The sequence below is a fragment of the Aeromonas sp. 600724 genome (assembly GCF_049175135.1).
GTDB classification, from domain to species: domain Bacteria; phylum Pseudomonadota; class Gammaproteobacteria; order Enterobacterales; family Aeromonadaceae; genus Aeromonas; species Aeromonas veronii_A.
Map to the genome: position 1 here is coordinate 1 of NZ_JAAKUM010000018.1, position 18,644 is coordinate 18,644.

19 protein-coding genes and 1 riboswitch are annotated in these 18,644 nt (G+C 58.1%); of the genes, 6 read left to right on the plus strand and 13 right to left on the minus strand.

The features are described from left to right. Positions 1 to 119: 119 nt before the first annotated feature. Positions 120 to 1,091 (minus strand): 23S rRNA (adenine(1618)-N(6))-methyltransferase RlmF, encoded by a 972-nt coding sequence (gene rlmF, locus G5168_RS16570; protein ID WP_421172009.1) that lies wholly within the window; start codon positions 1,089 to 1,091, stop codon positions 120 to 122. 148 nt (positions 1,092 to 1,239) lie between these two features. Beyond that, complete coding sequence (locus tag G5168_RS16575) at positions 1,240 to 1,728, minus strand: C40 family peptidase (RefSeq protein ID WP_421172010.1); 489 nt, start codon at positions 1,726 to 1,728, stop codon at positions 1,240 to 1,242. 275 nt (positions 1,729 to 2,003) lie between these two features. Between G5168_RS16575 and G5168_RS16580 the strand changes: the two genes are divergently transcribed. Together G5168_RS16580 and G5168_RS16585 are read left to right on the plus strand one after the other, a co-directional pair. Continuing rightward, the gene (locus tag G5168_RS16580; RefSeq protein WP_421172011.1) at positions 2,004 to 2,726 is read left to right on the plus strand and encodes a 4'-phosphopantetheinyl transferase family protein; all 723 of its coding nucleotides are present in this window, start codon (positions 2,004 to 2,006) and stop codon (positions 2,724 to 2,726) included. Then, entirely contained in the window at positions 2,723 to 3,571 is an 849-nt protein-coding gene (locus G5168_RS16585; RefSeq protein ID WP_421172012.1) for a tetratricopeptide repeat protein, read from the plus strand. Before G5168_RS16580 ends, G5168_RS16585 begins: the two co-directional genes overlap by 4 nt. A gap of 172 nt (positions 3,572 to 3,743) precedes the next feature. Here the strand turns inward: G5168_RS16585 and G5168_RS16590 are convergent, their stop codons facing one another. Together G5168_RS16590 and ribB are read right to left on the minus strand one after the other, a co-directional pair. After that, positions 3,744 to 3,986: an Lpp/OprI family alanine-zipper lipoprotein gene (locus G5168_RS16590; protein ID WP_005334342.1), complete on the minus strand. Its 243-nt coding sequence runs from the start codon at positions 3,984 to 3,986 to the stop codon at positions 3,744 to 3,746. A 225-nt stretch (positions 3,987 to 4,211) separates the two neighbouring features. Next, on the minus strand, positions 4,212 to 4,865 hold the full coding sequence (ribB, locus tag G5168_RS16595; RefSeq protein ID WP_193859982.1) for a 3,4-dihydroxy-2-butanone-4-phosphate synthase: 654 nt from the start codon (positions 4,863 to 4,865) through the stop codon (positions 4,212 to 4,214). Positions 4,866 to 4,969: 104 nt separating this feature from the next. Then, positions 4,970 to 5,126: riboswitch (FMN riboswitch) on the minus strand. 259 nt (positions 5,127 to 5,385) lie between these two features. On the opposite strand from ribB, the gene purU reads away from it, so the two are divergent. Then, a complete protein-coding gene (gene purU, locus G5168_RS16600) occupies positions 5,386 to 6,222 on the plus strand; it encodes a formyltetrahydrofolate deformylase (protein WP_421172013.1) in 837 nt (278 codons plus the stop codon). Between the two features lie 79 nt (positions 6,223 to 6,301). Here the strand turns inward: purU and G5168_RS16605 are convergent, their stop codons facing one another. Then, positions 6,302 to 7,564 carry a DUF945 family protein gene (locus tag G5168_RS16605; RefSeq protein WP_421249137.1) on the minus strand — a complete coding sequence of 421 codons (1,263 nt, stop codon included), beginning with the start codon at positions 7,562 to 7,564 and terminating at the stop codon, positions 6,302 to 6,304. A gap of 107 nt (positions 7,565 to 7,671) precedes the next feature. Continuing rightward, the gene (cls, locus tag G5168_RS16610; protein WP_266134494.1) at positions 7,672 to 9,153 is read right to left on the minus strand and encodes a cardiolipin synthase; all 1,482 of its coding nucleotides are present in this window, start codon (positions 9,151 to 9,153) and stop codon (positions 7,672 to 7,674) included. A gap of 95 nt (positions 9,154 to 9,248) precedes the next feature. On the opposite strand from cls, the gene G5168_RS16615 reads away from it, so the two are divergent. Then, positions 9,249 to 9,791, plus strand: coding sequence for a DUF1439 domain-containing protein (locus G5168_RS16615; protein ID WP_005344183.1), 543 nt, complete (start codon positions 9,249 to 9,251; stop codon positions 9,789 to 9,791). 5 nt (positions 9,792 to 9,796) lie between these two features. On the opposite strand, the gene G5168_RS16620 is transcribed toward G5168_RS16615, so the two are convergent. After that, the gene (locus G5168_RS16620) at positions 9,797 to 10,237 is read right to left on the minus strand and encodes a GNAT family N-acetyltransferase (protein WP_266134531.1); all 441 of its coding nucleotides are present in this window, start codon (positions 10,235 to 10,237) and stop codon (positions 9,797 to 9,799) included. 325 nt (positions 10,238 to 10,562) lie between these two features. Here G5168_RS16620 and G5168_RS16625 point away from each other — a divergent pair, with 325 nt between their 5' ends. Further along, entirely contained in the window at positions 10,563 to 11,312 is a 750-nt protein-coding gene (locus G5168_RS16625) for a lytic transglycosylase domain-containing protein (RefSeq protein ID WP_421172015.1), read from the plus strand. A 92-nt stretch (positions 11,313 to 11,404) separates the two neighbouring features. Here G5168_RS16625 and aqpZ read toward each other — a convergent pair whose 3' ends face one another. Continuing rightward, positions 11,405 to 12,094: an aquaporin Z gene (gene aqpZ, locus G5168_RS16630; RefSeq protein ID WP_266134495.1), complete on the minus strand. Its 690-nt coding sequence runs from the start codon at positions 12,092 to 12,094 to the stop codon at positions 11,405 to 11,407. A 274-nt stretch (positions 12,095 to 12,368) separates the two neighbouring features. Continuing rightward, positions 12,369 to 12,578: a DUF1653 domain-containing protein gene (locus G5168_RS16635; protein ID WP_043851261.1), complete on the minus strand. Its 210-nt coding sequence runs from the start codon at positions 12,576 to 12,578 to the stop codon at positions 12,369 to 12,371. 387 nt (positions 12,579 to 12,965) lie between these two features. Between G5168_RS16635 and G5168_RS16640 the strand changes: the two genes are divergently transcribed. Beyond that, positions 12,966 to 14,180: a pyridoxal phosphate-dependent aminotransferase gene (locus G5168_RS16640; protein WP_005334367.1), complete on the plus strand. Its 1,215-nt coding sequence runs from the start codon at positions 12,966 to 12,968 to the stop codon at positions 14,178 to 14,180. Between the two features lie 63 nt (positions 14,181 to 14,243). Here G5168_RS16640 and G5168_RS16645 read toward each other — a convergent pair whose 3' ends face one another. The 4 genes from G5168_RS16645 to G5168_RS16660 all read right to left on the minus strand — a co-directional run bounded on the left by G5168_RS16645 (position 14,244) and on the right by G5168_RS16660 (position 18,623). Next, positions 14,244 to 15,719: a YfcC family protein gene (locus G5168_RS16645; RefSeq protein WP_421230701.1), complete on the minus strand. Its 1,476-nt coding sequence runs from the start codon at positions 15,717 to 15,719 to the stop codon at positions 14,244 to 14,246. A gap of 162 nt (positions 15,720 to 15,881) precedes the next feature. After that, positions 15,882 to 17,075 (minus strand): enoyl-ACP reductase FabV, encoded by a 1,194-nt coding sequence (gene fabV, locus G5168_RS16650; protein ID WP_005361765.1) that lies wholly within the window; start codon positions 17,073 to 17,075, stop codon positions 15,882 to 15,884. A gap of 150 nt (positions 17,076 to 17,225) precedes the next feature. Further along, on the minus strand, positions 17,226 to 17,813 hold the full coding sequence (locus G5168_RS16655; protein ID WP_421230702.1) for a histidine phosphatase family protein: 588 nt from the start codon (positions 17,811 to 17,813) through the stop codon (positions 17,226 to 17,228). A gap of 156 nt (positions 17,814 to 17,969) precedes the next feature. Continuing rightward, positions 17,970 to 18,623, minus strand: coding sequence for a helix-turn-helix transcriptional regulator (locus G5168_RS16660; protein WP_005334376.1), 654 nt, complete (start codon positions 18,621 to 18,623; stop codon positions 17,970 to 17,972). Positions 18,624 to 18,644: the final 21 nt, after the last annotated feature.

Consider the following 18,644-nt stretch of genomic DNA (forward strand, 5'->3'; position numbering starts at 1 on the left):
GTCCGTTTCACACCTTGTCCCATCGGGTTCTCCATGTATTGGGGGGGAAAGGTGTAAACCATATTCAGGACGGGACATCATCATGAAAAAAGGCCCTCATCGGGCCTTGTGGTGGGGACTCAGCGCGCGCTCGACCAGCCGCGACGCAATCCCTCTTCATCCAGAAAGGACCAGGCGAGGATCCGGCTCACCTTGTTGCCCTGCGCCATGTCGATCACCCGTACCTGACGCGCCCCCACCCGGCTCAACGCCTTTTTCGCCCCCGGCAGGTTCTCTTTTTTCGACACCAGCGAGCTGAACCAGAGGCACTGAGTGGCAAACTCCTTGCTCTGGGCAATCATGTTGGCCAGAAACGCCGCCTCGCCCCCTTCGCACCAGAGCTCGGCCTTCTGGCCGCCAAAATTAAGCACAGGAGCGCCTGTCACCTCCTTGCCCAGATTGCGCAGCTTGCGCTCCGTCCCCTTGCTCGCCTCTTCCAGCGACGCATGGAACGGCGGATTGCACAGCGTCAGGGCAAAGCGCTCCTTTGGCCCTATGATGCCGCGAAACACATGGTTGGGGTTTCCCTGCAGGCGACACTCAATCTGATTGCCGAGCCCGTTGCTCTTGGCCAGCAGGGTGGCCGCCTTGACCGAGACCGGATCGATATCCGATCCGACAAAACGCCAGCCATATTCGCGGCAGCCTAGCAGCGGATAGATGCAGTTTGCCCCCACCCCGATATCCAGCACTCTCACCCCCTTGCCGGTAGGGAGCTGGCCTGCGCTCTCGGCCAACAGATCGGCCGCCCAGTGCAGGTAGTCCACCCGTCCCGGGATAGGCGGGCAGAGGTAACCGGTAGGCAAGTCCCAGTGGGCAATCCCGTAGTGATGGGCCAGCAGGGCGCGATTGAGGGACTTCACTGCATCGGGATTGGCAAAATCGATGGTGCGGGTACCGTAGTCATTGATAAATATGTGGACGGCCAACTCGGGAGTTCGCAGGCAGAGCGCCTCAAAGTCGTAACCCGCCTCATGGCGATTACGGGAGTGAAGTCCGGATTTACGGTCGCCCGACTTGGGGCCACCAGCTGATGGGATGCGGGGTTTCATGCTGAGCCTGCCGAAGAAAACGGGCCCACACTATAGTGATTTGACTCGGGAAAGTCTAAACGAGGGCAATAAAAAACCGGGCTATCGAGCCCGGTTCAAGTGAGGTTGGAAAAACAGTCCGTACTGCGAGCCGTTTGTCCAGCCTGACTCAGATATCGATCCGGCGAGCTTGCCAGAACTTGCTGCGCCAGTATTGGCTGTCCAGCTTGGAGCGGGTCACACCGGCTCGAGTCGAGGCGTGAATGAATTCGCCATTCCCGACATAGATACCAACGTGGTTGAGACGACGATTGATTTTGAAGAAGACCAGATCACCTTCGACCAGATCCTGCTTGGAAACGCGCGTCCCTTCGTGAACTTGAGAGCGGGTATCGCGGGGAAGTTCAATACCGACCGCATTGCGAAACACTTCACGGGCGAAGGCGGAACAATCGATACCACGTTCGGTTGTACCACCGTAGCGGTAAGGGGTACCGCGCCACTCTTTGTATACTGTCAGGATTTCATTCACATCGGGTGTCTGCGAAGCTTCCGGTTCAATAACGGGTTCCATCATGGAAACTTCGATCTTGCTCGCGACCTCGGGTTGGGGTGCCGAAGCACAACCCGCCATTCCGAGCGCGACCAGCAGTAGCATCAGGTAGCGCAATCCTTTATCCCCGCAAAATAGTAAATCTTGTTAAAATACGGCCCCAAAGGGCAATTTATAAGGCAACAGCACCCGACTATATCCAAGAATTCTATCGAGGCAAGTGAAAATCCCTATCAAGCTCACATTTTTGCAAGGAAATGCACGATTTTTCATAATTAATGTGATCATGCCCAAACAATATACAATCGCAAAAAGGACCTTTGGCCTCATAGATAACTGGCTTTTATCCCTGCTTCAGCACCTTTTTAAAGTGAAAAATCATGATCGAAACCGATCTTTTTTTGTTAAAACCGGCCAGGGTATGCCAGGCACTGCTTGCTCAATTGCCTGAATGGTTGTCAACCGATGAGCTGCATATCTGGCAAACCATGACCCATCCTGAACGGCGTCAGGAATATCTGGTGAGCCGCGCCCTGCTGCGCCAGCTGTTGTCCGAGAGGCTGCAACGCCCTGCCGCCAGCCTGCAATTTTGCAACGGCCCCCACGGCAAGCCCCAACTGCATGATGATGCTTGGCAGTTCAATCTGAGCCACAGTGGCAGCTGGCTGGTGTTGGCGCTCTGCCCGCAGGGGCAGCTTGGGGTGGATATCGAACTGGGCAAACGGCGGCATCACCCCCTCCCCCTGGCCCGCCGGTTTTATGCACAGAGTGAATATGAGTGGCTCTGCGCGCTGCCTGCTCCAGAGCAGGAGAGTGCCTTCTACCGGCTCTGGTCACGCAAGGAGGCGGTACTGAAAGCCCACGGTGGCGGCATAGCGGCGGGGCTGGAGAAGGTGCGGTTTCTCCCGGATGAAGAGTGGCGACTCGACAACCGGTTGGATGACACCCCTTATCAGGTACAGGATTGGCCCTTTGCCAGCGGCTGGCTCAGTCTCGCGGCGGCGGCAACCCCCGTGACCTTTTACCGGCTTGATGAGCGCTTGAATTACCAGTCACTCAACCCCATGTTACTCAACACCCTTTCTGAAGAGTCCAACTCATGATCGTCGACATTACTCCCCAGAATTTTCACGCTGAACTGATCGATGCCTCCATGAAGAAGCCGGTCGTAATCTATTTCCATGCTCCGCAGATGCCGGAGTGTCAGGGGATGACACCGCTGATCGAATCACTGGTTGGGCCCGCTAATGAGCAGGTCACCCTGACCAAGGTGGATATGAACGATCCCCAGTTGCAACCGCTCGCCAGCCAGCTCGGCCTGCGCGCCCTACCCGCATTGGTGCTGTTCCATCAGGGTCGCCCTGACGAACAGGGGATCATCGAAGGGCCGCAGGATGAAGCCACCCTGCGCCAGTATTTCGCCGCCTTCACCCCCAAAGAAGAGGAAGAGTTGCTGGCCAAGGGGCAACAGGCACTGGCTGACGAGCAGCCCAGCATCGCCTATGCCCATCTGACCAAGGCACACCAGCTGGCCCCTGAACGTCACGACATCAGCCTGTGGCTCATTCAGGCCGCGCTCGACCTCAACCTGCTGGATGAAGCGCAGGAGCGCCTCGGCACCATCCCGATGGTGGCACAGGAAAGTCACTTCCATACCCTGAGCTCACGACTGGCGCTGGCCCTGCAAGCGGCAGACAGCCCGGAACTGCGCGCGCTGGAAGCCCGTCATGCAGAACAGCCTGATGATTTTGGTCTGGCACAAGAACTTGCTGTGCAATACAACCAGGCCGGCCGTCAGGAAGAGGCATTGGAACTGCTGCTGGCGATCCTCAAACGGGACTTGGCATTCGGCGAAGCCAGAAAGACCTATCTCGATATTCTCGCCACTATGGGTAACACACCACAGGCGCAGAGCTACCGTCGCAAACTCTATAGTCTGCTCTACTGATCGGAATCGAACTGGCTGGTAATGATGGGGGAGTGCCGGGAGACCGGCATGACCTCATGGGTCAAGTACGAAGAAGGTACTGTGGGAATAAGGTGCTGTGGGAATAGTGGAGATACTGTGAATTTCAGGCAAAAAAAAATGGCGCAAAACTGCGCCATTTTTTTCGCATGGATTACTTCTTGTAGGAAGTAGCCATGTTGTCGATGCGCTGGTTAGCACGCATAGCTTCTTGCTTGGCTTCGGCAACATCAGCAGCGATTTTGGACTGATCAGCACGAACTGCGCTAACATCTTGAGCCAGTTGGTCAACTTTGTTAGACAGATTCTGAACGGAAGTTTCCAGTTCGCTGGTGTTTGCACAACCGCCCAGCAGAGCGGACAGACCAACAACACCTACCAACAACAATTTTTTCATTTTTAAAGCTCCCTTGAACTCGCCAGACGTTTAGCAAGCGGCGTGATTATGGCACAAAAAAATCCTACTTTGCATAGTCCCCACCACAGATAAATGCATTAAAACCCTCATTTTTTTTTGAATGAACAGTTTTTGTCCAGATTCGTCTAAAAAATGAGTGCCGTGTGGTGGGGGCACGGACAAAGGTTAACCAAATTTTGGCCTTATTACAATTTCGTATGAGGCTCAGGCTGTACGTTCTGACAACAATTGACGATATTGCACCAGATCCTCGATGGTCAGCACCGGCATCCGGTGCTTGCGACCGAACGCAACAAGGTCTGGCAGACGCGCCATCGAGCCATCTTCTTTGGTCAATTCACACAACACACCAAACGGTTTGAGGCCAGCCAGCTGCATCAGATCGACCGTCGCTTCGGTATGACCACGGCGGGTAAGCACCCCACCGGTTCGCGCACGCAACGGGAAAACATGACCCGGGCGGTGCAGATCACCCGGTTTGGCGCCGTCTGCGATGGCTGCACGGATAGTGGTGATGCGATCAGCCGCCGAGACACCGGTCGTGACCCCCTGCGCCGCTTCGATGGTCACGGTAAAGGCGGTCTGGTAGTGGCTGGAGTTGGCCTCCACCATCATCGGCAGTTCGAGCTGGCGAACCCGCTCGTCGGGCAGGCAGAGGCAGACGATGCCGGAGCACTCGCGGATCATCAACGCCATCTGTTCATTGGTCATGGATTCGGCGGCGAAAATGAGGTCGCCCTCGTTCTCCCGATCTTCATCGTCGGCCACCAGCACGCCGCCTCCGGCACGCAAGGCAGATAAAGCCGCTTCGACACGGGCAACGGGATCACCGAATTCACTGAGTAGAGACTGATTCATGGTAAAACTCCTAAACAAGACAAGGACCAGAATCAGGGCATGGAAAGGCAGACAGAGACGGGCATGCAGCGGCCAGCCCACAAGGGCCAACACGGCAAGGTCTGTCTTATCCTCTTTCATCCGGACTATGACCGTCGGCTCCGGCATCTCACCGGATCTGCTGACCCCGACCTGGCAATCAGCCAAGTCGGGCGCTCGCGGGCTCCCCGAGTCAATCGGGATACCGCCGGTGGGGAATTGCACCCCGCCCTGAGAATAAGCGCAGACAGCCTAAAGAAAAACGGTTGCAGATACCAGTCAAAATCCCCCGCAGGCTGAAAAGCGTTTCAACATTGCGCCCGGGATCCCGCTCTGCGGCCTGCTCGCCAGCGTGCGAGGCCATGACTGGCGAATTTCTTTATGGCTCGGATCGGTTTATGGCATAGTTCCCGAAACAAAAACACAGGGCCCGAAAAGAGAGCCTGAACAACGCTGCCGGCGCAGACAGCAGCGCCAACACCACAAACGGAAAATGACAGAGATGGAAAAGAAAATATTGCTCACGGATTGCCCGGATGCCAAAGGGCTCATCGCCAAGATCACCAACATCTGCTACAAGCACCAGCTCAACATCATCAAGAACGATGAGTTTGTGGATCACGAGAATGGCCGCTTCTTTATGCGTACCGAGCTGGAGGGGCGCTTCAACGACGAGACCCTGCTTGCCGACCTCGATGATGCCCTGCCCACCGGCGCCCAGCGTCGTCTGGTCAAGGCGGGCAAGAAGCGTATCGTCATTCTGGTCACCAAAGAGACCCACTGCCTCGGCGATATTCTGATGAAGAACTACGCGGGCGCGCTGGATATGGATATCGTCGCGGTGATCGGCAACTACGATACCCTGGCCGAGCTCACCGGCAAGTTCGATATCCCGTTCCACACCGTCAGCCATGGCGAGCTGAGCCGTACCGAGCATGAAGAGCAGGTGCGCGCCATTATCGACAGCTATGAGCCTGACTATGTGATCCTGGCCAAGTACATGCGGGTGCTGACCCCGAGCTTCGTCGAGGCCTATCCGCGCAAGATCCTCAACATCCACCACTCCTTCCTGCCCGCCTTCATCGGTGCCCGCCCCTACCGGCAGGCGTTTGATCGCGGCGTCAAGCTGATCGGCGCCACCGCCCACTTCGTGACCGACGATCTGGATGAAGGCCCCATCGTCGAGCAGGACGTGATCCACGTGGATCACACTTTCAGTGCCGATGCGATGGCAAAAGCGGGCCGTGACGTAGAGAAATCGGTGCTGAGCCGTGCGCTGGAGCTGGTACTGAACGAGCGGGTGTTCGTCTACGGCAACAAGACGGTGGTCTTCAAGTAATCCGCCCACATGACTCGTATGCAAACGCCAGAAACAACAACGGCTCCCGTGGGAGCCGTTGTTGTTTCTGCGCCGAGTGTCAGAGCGGCAGATCGTTTACCGTCACCGCGCCCTTCTCCAGCTTCAGCTCGGAGGTCAGCGCTTGCTGGTCGGCCTTCAGATAACCCATCAGGGTCAGCTGATCGAGCATGGGGGCCAGTTGCGGCACCGCCTTGCCCAACTTGTCGCTGAGGCTGGCATGCAGCACGCCGGAGAGGGCCTGCATCCCCGCGTCGCTGTTGAACAGCTGCTCCAGCGAGGTGGAGGCCAGCTTCACGTCCCCCTTCATGGTCACCGCCTCACCGTTGAGCTTGGCGCTGAGATCGGCCAGCTCCAGGGTCGCACCACGTTTGAGCATCTTGTCCAGCGCCTGCTGGATGGCGGCATCTTCAACTCCCTTGCCACCGGCTGCCTGCAGCCCCTGATACCCTTCCAGATCCAGACCGTTGAGGTTGAGCGCCAACTTGCTGTCCGTCACCGCCAGGGTGTCGGTCTCGTTCTCCAGATCCAGCTTGGCAATCTTCATCTGATAGCTGCTGGAGAGGGTCTGGGCATCATCACCAGTCAGCTGAGTCTCGGTAGTCATCCCCTGCAGGGCAACCTTGACGCTGTCAGGCAGTTGCACCGTGAGGGCCGAAAGGGTCATCTCGCTCTGGGGCGAGAGGAGCACACCGCTGATCTCGGCAATGTCGGCACTCCCTTTCAGATCGGCCAGCACCAAGTCCATCTTGCTCTGCTCTTCATGGACCGTCATCCCCTGCCAGGTCATGGTGAGGTGACCATTCCCCTCCAGATTGCCGTGGAACTCGCCGCTCAGGGGCAGGAAGCTGAACTCGTCCAGCCCCTGTTTGATCTTGAATTCATTGGCCCAGAAACGGCTGCTGTTACCCTGGGTCCAGAGACTGGTGACCGACTCCAGACCGAGTTCCCACTGCTCCATGCCCAGTGCAGTGAAAACCGGCGCTAGCGTGCCATTATGGGTATCGAGCAGGAAGTGGCTCTTGATGTAGAGCGGCAGGATCTGGCTCTTGACCACAAGTTGCAACTCGATGGGCTGACTGCCCTCCAGCTCGCTGTCGATGGCAGCCAGCTCCTCCGGCGTCACCACGACCTTCAGGACCCCGTCACGGGTGAAGAGGTTGCTGCTGCCCGGCAGCCACTGCATGTCGAGCCCGCTCTCTTTCTCCACCTTGGCGATCTGCTCCGCCATGATGCTGTCGAAGCTGTTGCCCGTGTACCAGCACGCAGCCAGACCACCACCTACCAGTGCCGCACCCACGGCGAGGGCCACTATCTTTTTCATATATCCATGTGTCTCCAGGGAGTTGTCACTGCACTCTACGGGGCGGACTCGGGACTAGGCAAGTCCAATCAGAGGGCGAGCCAACATTCTTGTGGCTCGCCATCACCTCACAGCAAGGGGCTGAAGAGATAGAAGATGTTCTCCATCGCCTTCTTGTACCAGGGGCGGGCCTGCCATTGGGCCAGGGTCATCGGGGTGGCTTCCGCCATATAGCCCTGTACCAGCCGGGTCATCTGGGCCACGAACGAGGGGTTATCCACCAGCAGGGTCACCTCGAAGTTGAGCCAGAGGCTGCGCCGATCCAGATTGACCGTCCCCACCAGCGCGAAGTCATCATCCACCAGCACGCTCTTGGTATGGAGCAGACCGGCATCGTAGCGGTAGATCTCCACCCCGGCCGCCAGCAGCTCCTCCATAAAGGCGTTGCAGGCGTAATTGGCCATGATGGAGTCGTTGCGTGCCGGCAACACCAGCTGCACCTGCACCCCGCGCGCCGCCGCCGAACTGAGTGCGGCCGCCAGCGGATCGTCGGGCACAAAGTAAGGGGTCGTCAGCACCAGATGGCTGCGCGCCTGATAGATGGCCAGCAGCAGGCTCTGCTGGATGCAGTCGCCGCCGACGAAGGGGCCGGACGGGATCAGCTGGGCGCGGTAGTTGGTCTGGGGCCAGGCTTCCGGCTCATGCTGCAGACTGTCGAGCAGCCGCTCGCCGGTCTCCATCTCCCAGTCCCAGACAAAGATCGACCACATCAGCGGCACCATGGGCCCCTGCACCCGGATCATGATGTCGACCCACTGGCCGACCCCGGCATCCTGCTTGAAAAAACGGGGATCCACCATGTTCATGGAGCCGGTATAGCCGACCTTGTCATCGATCACCACCAACTTGCGGTGCATTCGCAAATCCTGCCGCTGGAACGGAATGCGCCAGGCGCCGACCGGCAGCACCTCCACCAGCTTGACCCCCGCCTTGCGCAGCTTTTTCGGCCACCCGGAGCGGAAGAAGTGCTTGCTGCCCACCGAATCGAGCAACAAACGACAATCCACGCCGCGCAGCGCGACTTCCATCAGTGCTTCACACACCTCGTCGGCATCACCGCCGGGGTGCCAGATATAGAACTCCAGATAGCATGAGAGCGTCGAGCGGCGAATATCCTGAGCAATCTCATGCAGGATCTGGTCGGGTTGGCTGAGCAGAGTCATCCGGTTACCGGAGAGCATGGGCATGGCCAACCGCCCCTGGATCAGATCGTGCAATGGTTGGGCCTTTTCCCCCACCTCGCAGCAATGCTGGGGGAAAAGGCGGGCCAACTGACGAATCCAGATAGCGTAAGGGCGATACATGGCCTGTGCCCGCTCGGCGCGGCGGCGCCCCAACTTGATTTCACCAAACAGCAAGTAAAAGCCGACGCCGGCAAACGGAATGGCGTAGATCAGCGCCAGCCAGGCCAGCGACACCCCGATGGGGCGGCGTTTCATCACTACCCGAAACGACACACCCGCGACGATAACGGTATGAAAAAGCAGTAGCAGCCAGCCCAGAAAGCGGGAGAACAGCAGGTGGAGATCATGTTCCAGACCGTTTAGCAACGGTAACTCCTTTTCATCAACAAACAGTGGTCGGCAGATCCTGCCAGTCAGGAATGGTATGCTGTAAGGCAAATCCATTCTATCAGGTTGCCCCCATGATTCTGCAATCCATGCTGCTCAGCCTGGCCATGCTAGGTCAAGGCTCATATGACATCAATGAGCAGCAGATCAATCAGTACCTGCAATCCCAGGTGCAAGTCGACAAACAGCTGGAGCTGCCCGGCATCATAAAGGCCCATGTGAAGCTGGAGCAGAGCGATGTCCAGATTGGCCGTCAACAGCCAGACACCGCCCGAGTCTATGGCAAGGGCAAGCTCAAGATCGCCCTGCCCGACAATACCGAATATGACGCCCGCCTGCAGATGACCTATGAGGCAAGACCCCGCTATGACAAGAGCCAGAGCGCGCTGTTTCTCGACAACATGAAACTGGTGGAGTACAAGCTGGAACCGGAGGCGGCAGAGAGAAAGTTCGGCATGATGCTCGGTATGCTGCTGCAGAGCATGGAGAAGCGTCTTGAGAGCAAACCGGTTTACCGACTGGATGACAAGGATCCGCAACAAGCCTGGCTGAAAGAAAACCTGCTGGGGCTGGAGCTGTCACCAGGCAAAATCCACCTGCTGACCAGACCCCGCTAGCCCGCTCAATTCAGGAGGGGCTGGCTGGTATCCCGTACCAGCAGCTCCACCTGATAACCCTGCTGCTGCTGTTGCTCATAAAGGGAGAAGAGTGAACCGCTCAATTGGTTGAGGGAGATATCGGCAAAACCGGCCTTGAGATAGAAGGGTTTCTCGAAAGGCAGTACCTGACAGACTACCGGTTTGTCCTCCAGACCGTGACAGGCGTGCTGCAACAGCCGTGAACCCAATCCCAGCGACTGGTAGTGAGGCAACAGACGAAAGCCGCACAGATGATAAAACTCCTCCTCGTCCCGCAACCGAACCGCCCCCACCAGCCAGTGAGCATCACGTACGACAAAGACCCGCTCTGCCAGATCCGGCACATAGTGGGAAAAAGTCGTCTCGTAATAATCCTTGATGAGAGAGAGATCGGCGTCACAGTACTCCTCGAAGATGAGTTCCATCGCCAGCATTCCTGACACAAAAAATTCCTTTATAATCAGTAGATAAGATAGATTGAAACTAACTAGCCAGACCAGCTTACACCAGCAAGATAGCATGCCTTTTATTAACAAAAAAGCGAGCATGCTGGAGCACTTCCCTAAGACGCTTATGACCATTAGCTACCGGAAAATTCCACCTTTTGGCGCCTCTCCTGGACATACTCCGGCATCCCCCCGTCCCTCGGTCAAATCCCCCCTCCACTTCACAACTCCCTGTTTGTACGCTTGTTCTGCACTCGCCATGGTGCTTTACTCAACATGATGATCCAGGGAAGGAGTGTGACGGTTGAAAGCATGGATGCTGGCAGGCCAGATGGTGTTGATCCCCTTGAGTGGATGGAGCCAGACGCCCCCTCCCGCGGAGGTGGTCTTCCTGACCGCAGCCCCCTCTCCCTTGCGCCCGGTCAATCATGCTGCGCCCGCCCCACAACCCGACACCGCTCAAACGGCGGCAACCGCCGCTGGCGGCAAGAAGCAGATCCAGGTCTATAAATCGGTGCAGCAAAACGGGGTAGTACGTTACTCCGATATGGCGCCCGAACAGGGCCATTACGAACTGCTGCTGTTCAACGACTGCTTCGCCTGCGACCCCAAATCCAGCGTCAACTGGCAGACCACAGGACTGTTTCTCTATGACTATGCCAGCACCATCAAGGCAGCAGCAAAGACCTATCAGGTTGAGCCTGCGCTGATCCGAGCGCTCATTCACGCCGAATCGGCTTTCAATCCACTGGCGGTCTCCCGCAAGGGGGCGATGGGGCTGACCCAGCTAATGCCTGCCACGGCGCGGGAGCTGGGGGTCGGCAATGCCCTGCTGGCGGAACAGAATATTTTCGGCGGGGTGAAATACCTAGCGGGACTGCTCAAGCAGTATGACGGCAACATTGCGCTGGCGACCGCGGCCTACAACGCCGGGGCGGGCGCCGTACAAAAACATGGCGGCATCCCACCCTATGCGGAAACGCGCGCTTATGTGGAGCGCGTCCAGTTGCTCCATCAGCGCTACAAAGAGATGCTGCAGGCCAAGGGACTCTGACGTTTGGCTTGGTTAGTTCTCTTATCTCACTCCTCCAGAAACAAAAAACACGCCCTCAGGCGTGTCGATACCACACTTTGTTTCGCAAATGATTACTTCTGCTCCGTCGCCACCAGGCGATAAGCCAGCGCACCCAGAATGGCACCGACAATCGGGGCAACCCAGAACAACCACAGCTGGCTGACCGCCCAGTCACCGACAAACAGCGCAACGCCGGTACTGCGGGCCGGGTTGACCGAGGTATTGGTCACCGGAATGCTCACCAGATGGATCAGGGTCAGGCACAGGCCGATGGCAACCGGAGCAAGCACAGCTGGCGCACGGCTGTCGGTAGCGCCCATGATGACGAACAGGAAGAAGCCGGTCATCACAGCTTCGCACACCAGTGCCGCCATCATGCTGTAGCCGCCCGGAGAGTGCTCACCGTAGCCGTTGGAGGCAAAGCCGGCGGAGAGATCAAAACCGGCCTGGCCACTGGCAATCACATAGAGTACAGCAGCACCGGCAATTGCCCCCAGCACCTGAGCCACGATGTAAGAGAGCACGCCGGAAGCAGGAAAACGACCGCCAGCCCACAGACCGATGGTGACGGCCGGGTTGAGATGGCAACCGGAGATATGGCCGATGGCATAGGCCATGGTCAGCACGGTCAGGCCGAATGCCAGCGATACGCCCAAGAGGCCGATCCCCACATGGGGGAAGGCTGCAGCCAGCACGGCACTGCCACAACCTCCCAATACCAGCCAGAAGGTTCCCAAAAACTCTGCTGCAACAGGTTTCACTGTATGTCTCCCGATAAGATGAGATAAAAAGGCCCGCAAAGGGGCCATGCGTTAACACGCGCAGCATTATGGGAGCAGCAATAGCCGATGCGAACCCGGTTACCAGTCGCCAGAAAACGTGACTCAAGTCACAATTGGTTGATTAATAGAGATATTTATCAGTAGCAAGCCACACAGAGGCTGTTGCCAACAAGGAGCCTCATGCGACAACTTATGACTCCAAAGGCCTGTTCTGTCTATTTGTTGATCAACAATTCAGGGCCACACCAGCGGATCACTTGATCGGCGAAAATCGGCTGACCACCTGACCCTGATGCTCAATCCACTCCATGAACATGGCGACTGGACGGGCATAGACGGCGCCATCCTGTTCCGACTGATAGATCACCAGCTGCTCGCCTGTCTCGGTATGGCTGGCCAGGGTCAGCACCTGATAGTAGCCCCCCTTGAAGTGACGATAGCGACCGGGTGTGGGTGCATGCATGGGATACCTCTGCAGATAGAACAGGACGGGAAAGGGGAAATATGCGCTGGCCAGTGCCAGTTGTATCAGCTTTTTCTCGTCGGAAATGACGATGAAGAGGCTTTTTTACACAAGCCAATCGTGCCAGAGAGCGTGAAGATTTCAACACAGTAGAGTAGCTTTGTTAATCACTCCCCCATCTTTCACTGGTGAACCTTGCCAAGCACAAACGATCGTGCTGAATTTAACCTTTTAATAACTCTGTTTTGGGGCTAAAAATCAGGAATATCTACTAAAAAGAAGATTGTTCTAGCATTCAATTCTGTGAAGAATAGGGGAAAAGATATTTGATACTAAAAACCGCCTTTTTCGCCAACGCGTCCCTGTGGGGAAGGAATCACTGTCACCATGTTCACAATCGACAAGTCGCACAAGCTCGACGATGTCTGCTATGACATCCGCGGCCCGGTGCATAAAGAAGCTCGCCGTCTCGAAGACGAAGGCCACCGCATTCTCAAGCTCAACATCGGTAACCCGGCCCCGTTCGGCTTTGATGCGCCGGAAGAGATCATCAAGGATGTGATCCTCAACATGCCGCTGAGCCAGGGCTACTGCGACTCCAAGGGGCTCTTCTCTGCCCGCAAGGCGGTGATGCAGTACTACCAGCAAAAAGGGATGCGCAAGGTCGATATCGATGACATCTATATCGGCAACGGCGCCAGCGAGCTGATCGTGATGGCGATGCAGGCGCTGCTCAACAACGGCGACGAGATGCTGGTGCCCTCCCCCGACTACCCGCTCTGGACTGCTGCCGTCACTCTCTCCGGTGGCCATGCGGTGCACTATCGCTGCGACGAAGGGGCTGACTGGTACCCGGATCTCGACGATATCCGCGCCCGCATCACCCCGCGCACCCGCGGCCTGGTGCTGATCAACCCCAACAACCCGACCGGTGCTGTCTACGGCAGCGAGTTCCTGCTGGAGGTGATCGAGATCGCCCGCCAGCACAACCTCATCATCTTCGCCGACGAGATCTACGACAAGATCCTCTACGACGATATCTCCCACACCAGCGTCTGCACCCTGTGCGACGATGTGATGGTGGTGACCTTCAACGGCCTCTCCAAGGCCTACCGTGCCTGCGGCTTCCGTCAGGGCTGGATGGTCATCACCGGTCCCAAGGGCCGTGCCCGCGGTTATATCGAAGGGCTGGAGATGCTGGCCTCCATGCGGCTGTGTGCCAACGTGCCGATGCAGCACGCCATCCAGACTGCACTCGGCGGCTATCAGAGCATCAACGAGCTGATCCTGCCGGGCGGCCGCCTGCGCAAGCAGCGGGACAAGGCGTGGGAGCTCTTGAACGAGATCCCCGGGGTCTCCTGCGTCAAACCCAAGGGGGCGCTCTACATGTTCCCGCGCCTTGATCCCAAGGTGTATGACATACGCGACGATCAGAAGATGGTGTTCGACCTGCTGCAACAGGAAAAGCTGCTGCTGGTACAGGGCACCGGCTTCAACTGGCCGGCGCCGGATCACTTCCGGCTGGTGTTCCTGCCCCGCGAAGAGGAGCTGGAGGATGCCATCGGCCGCCTCGCCCGCTTCCTCAAGGGCTACAAGCAGTAAGCAAGGCTCATGAAAAAGGCTCCCGCGGGAGCCTTTTTGTTATCTGTGGTTTAATTCGTGCCATCAGCCGTGCAGCAGGGCGCCGGCCACCAGCACCGCCATGGTGATGAGGGCTACGCCGATGATAAAGGGCAGCACCCAACGCACGAAGCGATCGTAGGGGATCTTGGCGAGCGCCAGACCGGCCACCAGATGAGCGGCGGTGGGGGCAAACAGGTTGATCCAGCCGGAGGCGGACTGATAGGCAGTGATCACCAGATCCCGGGAGATGCCGGAGAAGTCCGCCAGCGGCCCCATCAGCGGCATGGAGACGGTCGCCAGCCCCGAGGTGGAGGGGATGAAGAAGCTCAGGATGATGTGCACCAGATAGGCCATCAGGATGAAGACCGACGAGGAGAGTCCGCTCACCAGCCCTTCAGCCCAATGCAAAATAGTGTCGATGATGACGCCCTGCTCCATCACCACATAGATGCCGCGCGCCACCGCAACCACCAGTGCCACCCCGATGAGATCCCGAGCGCCGCTCAGGAAAGTCGCCACATAGTTGGACTCCGGCATCCGGTTGATCAGCGCAATCAGGATGGAGGCACTGAAGAACAGGGTCGAGAGCTCGTCAAACCACCAGCCAAAGGTGGGCAGCACGTCGATCCCCAAATCCGACCAGGGCACCACCGCATAGATCATCAGCAGGAAGGTGCCGAAGAAGACCAGCATGGTGAGTTTCTGCTTGCCGGTGAAGGCGAGGTTGCCGCTCTTCATCTGGGAGAACTCGTCGTCATAGACGATGTCGGCCAGCACGGAGCGGGATTTGTCCTGTTGCACCTGCTTGGCGTAGCGCATCACGAACCAGGAGGCGAAGATCACCAGCAGCAGCCACTGGATGACCCGCAGGCCAATCCCCTCACCGATGGGGATACCGGCAAAACCGGAGGCGATGCCGGTAGCAAACGGGTTGACGGTGGAGGCGAGCACCCCGACCCCGGAGCCAAGCAGGATAATCCCCGCCGCCACCATGCGATCAAAGCCCGCCGCCATCATCACCGGCACGATCAGCGCCCAGAAGGCCACCGTCTCCTCCGCCATGCCGAAAGTGGAGCCACCGAGGGCAAACAGGGCGATCAACACCGGGATCAGCAGCCGCTCACGGCCGGCAAAGCCGCGCACAATGGCCACCACCCCTGCATCCAGCGCACCGCTTTGCATGGTCACCGCGAGAAAACCACCGATGATGAGCACGAACAGCGCCACGTCGGCCGCCTTGTGAAAGCCCTGAATGGGGGCCTTGAGCACCTCGAACACCCCCTGCGGGTGGGCGGGTAACTCGGTGTAGCTGCCGGGCACCGGCAACAGCCGCTCGTCGCCGCTGTAATCGGCCACGGCCGCAGCCGCAACCGGCTGCTGGGTCTTGGCGGTGACATAGTCATATTTGCCCGCTGGCAGCACCCAGGTCAGGGCGGCCATCAGCGCGATGATGATAAAAAGCAGGGTATAAACTGTGGGGAGTTGGCGCTTCTTGGGCGCCTCGTTTGGAGTGGTCATAGCTTCCGTACCTCGGCAATGCCGTCTGTGATCCGATCAGCGCAAGACTAGCGGGTTTGATATGGGAAAAAGGTGATCGCTGATAATAAAATTCCGCAAATTAGCGGAATGTTTGCCAAAAAAACAGGGCCCCGCGGGGCCCCGTTTTCACTTGAGTCAGACTCAGAGCTCGACCACGTCGAATTTCACATCCGGATTTACATCCGCATCGTAATCGACCTCATCCAGACCGAAACCGAACAGGCGCAGGAACTCCTGCTTGTAGCCGGTGTAGTCAGTCAGCTCGGAAAGATTCTCGCTGGTGATAGATGGCCACAGGTCGCGGCAGGTCTGCTGCACATCTTCACGCAGTTCCCAGTCATCCATGCGGATGCGAGCCTGATCGTCCAGCGCCATGTCGGACGCGTAGAGACGGGTGCGCATCATGCGATCTACCTGCTCCATGCAACCCTCGTGAATGCCCTTCTCCTTCATGATTTTGAAGGCCATGGAGATATAGAGCGGCATCACCGGAATGGCGGAAGAGGCCTGAGTCACCACGGATTTGAGCACGGCCACGTGAGCGGTGCCGCCCTTGGCAGCCAGATCGCCACGGATGGCGGCGGCGGCGCGGTCCAGATCTTCCTTGGCGCGGCCCAGGGTGCCATGCCAGTAGATTGGCCAGGTCAGATCGGTACCGATGTAGGAGTAGGCCACGGACTTGGCGCCGTCAGCCAGCACGCCGGCATCACGCAGGGCAGCCATCCACAGCTCCCAATCCTGACCGCCCATCACTGTGATGGTGTTCTGGATCTCTTCCTCGTTCGCCGGCTCGACGGTAGCGGTGATGATCTGATCCTTGTTGGTATCAATGGCGGTGGTGGTGTAGACCTCGCCGATCGGTTTGAGGGCAGAGCGCACCACTTCGCCGGTTTCCGGCATCTTGCGCACCGGAGAGGCCAGGGAGTAGACAACCAGATCGATTTGACCCAGATCCTGCTTGATAAGCTCAATCACCTTGGCGCGGCACTCGTTGGAGAAGGCATCGCCGTTGACGCTCTTGGCGTAGAGGCCCGCCTCTTTGGCTGCCTTGTCGAAGGCGGCAGAGTTGTACCAGCCGGCGGTACCGGTCTTGGACTCGGTGCCCGCTTTTTCAAAGAAGACGCCGAGGGTGGCGGCGCCGCTACCGAAGGCAGCCGCAATCCGGGAGGCCAGGCCATAACCGGTGGAAGCGCCGATCACCAGCACCTTCTTGGGACCATTCTCGATGGTGCCCTTGGCCTTGGTATAAGCGATCTGGCGACGAACATTGGCTTCACAACCGACCGGATGAGTGGTGGTGCAGATAAAGCCGCGAACCTTGGGTTTGATGATCATATGGGGTCTCGGATCCGTTTAATGGATGAAATCGGGGCATAAGATACCTCATCTTGCCGCGATAAGGTGCTCTGATGTGTTGAACTGCGGCAAAAATGGGCATCCGAAGGTGGCAATCATGGTCCATGCCATGGTGCCACCTCACGGCAATTAGCAGGCAATGCGGGTGATGTGGCCATCCTGCAGCTTATAGAAGGCATCTTGCGGCAACTCCTGTGACCAGGTCGCCTCATAGTCGAGATCGGCATAGACACCACGCAGCATGGCACCGAGCAGGCCGTGGGAGATAACGATGGCCCGCTCGGCGATGGCGGGATCCTGCAACCACTGGTGTGCCCGGCGCTGAATGCTCTCGAAGCTCTCGGCCCCCGGTGCCTGCAGATACCAGTCCCCCTTGCCGGTATCGAGCTCGGGATGAGCGAGCCGCAACGCCGGGATCTGGCAGCTCTCCCACTCCCCCATCCCCAGCTCCATCAAGCGATCGTCCCAGACAATGCGATCCGCCGTCAGCCCCAACTGCTCGCACACCAGCAGTGCAGTCTGACGGGCGCGACCGAGCGGGCTGGCATAGACGGTCCAGCGGGCGGGATCCGCCAGTTCGGCGGCAAGGCGCCGCCCCATGGCGATGGCTTGCACCTCGCCCTTGTCGGTCAGATCGGAGTTGCAGCGCCCCTGCAGACGCTGCTCGGCATTGAAGCGGGTCTGGCCGTGGCGCAGCAGATAGATGAGTCGAGACATGATTTCTCCAGCACGTTCAGAGAGATAGAAAAATACAAGGGGGGATGATGATAGCAGATGAGCCCGAAGGATGGTCCAAATAGAGAGGCTAAAGCGGGCGTAAAAAACGGGTCAAGGCTGACCCGTTTGCTGCCAATTTGGCCAGAGTGTATCGGCTCAGCCCTTCTTGATCTCCCGCAGATAGCGGTAGATGGAGTGGACCGAGATCCCGAGCTGGCGCGCCGCAATCTGGGCACTGTCTTTTAACTCGAAGATCCCCATGTCGTGCAGCTGGTTGACGATAACCCGAGTCTTCTGGGACGGAGGCACCGCCTCGTTGCCACGCACCTCGGCACTGACGGTGTCGATAGTGCTGTTGAGCGCTTCGTCGATGTTGCGGGCGAACACCTCCGGGGTGGCATGGCTCTCATGGGGGTGCATGCACTCCGGCATCATGGTGCGCAACACGGATTGCAACGGGGCATCCATGTCGCTGTTGATGCAGAGCAACCCGATGGCCCTGTGCTCCCCGTTGCGGATCACGGTGGTGATGGAGCGCAGGGTCTTGCCGGTGGCGCACTTGGTCATGTAGGGGCTGGAGATATCCTGCCCGCTCTTGAGCTTCATCATCGCCAGGTTGGTGATGGGGGCGCCGACACTGCGGCCGGTGATATGGCCGTTGGCAATCTTGACGATCGAGGGATTGCGCGCATCCAGACTGTGGAGCAGCACTTCGGTGTGCTGGCCATACATGGCGGCGATGCCGTCCACTATGTTCTCCATCGACTTGAGGATCTCAAAATCGCTCGGACTCAACTCTTGCAGCTTCACAATGGGACCTTCTTGCAAGGG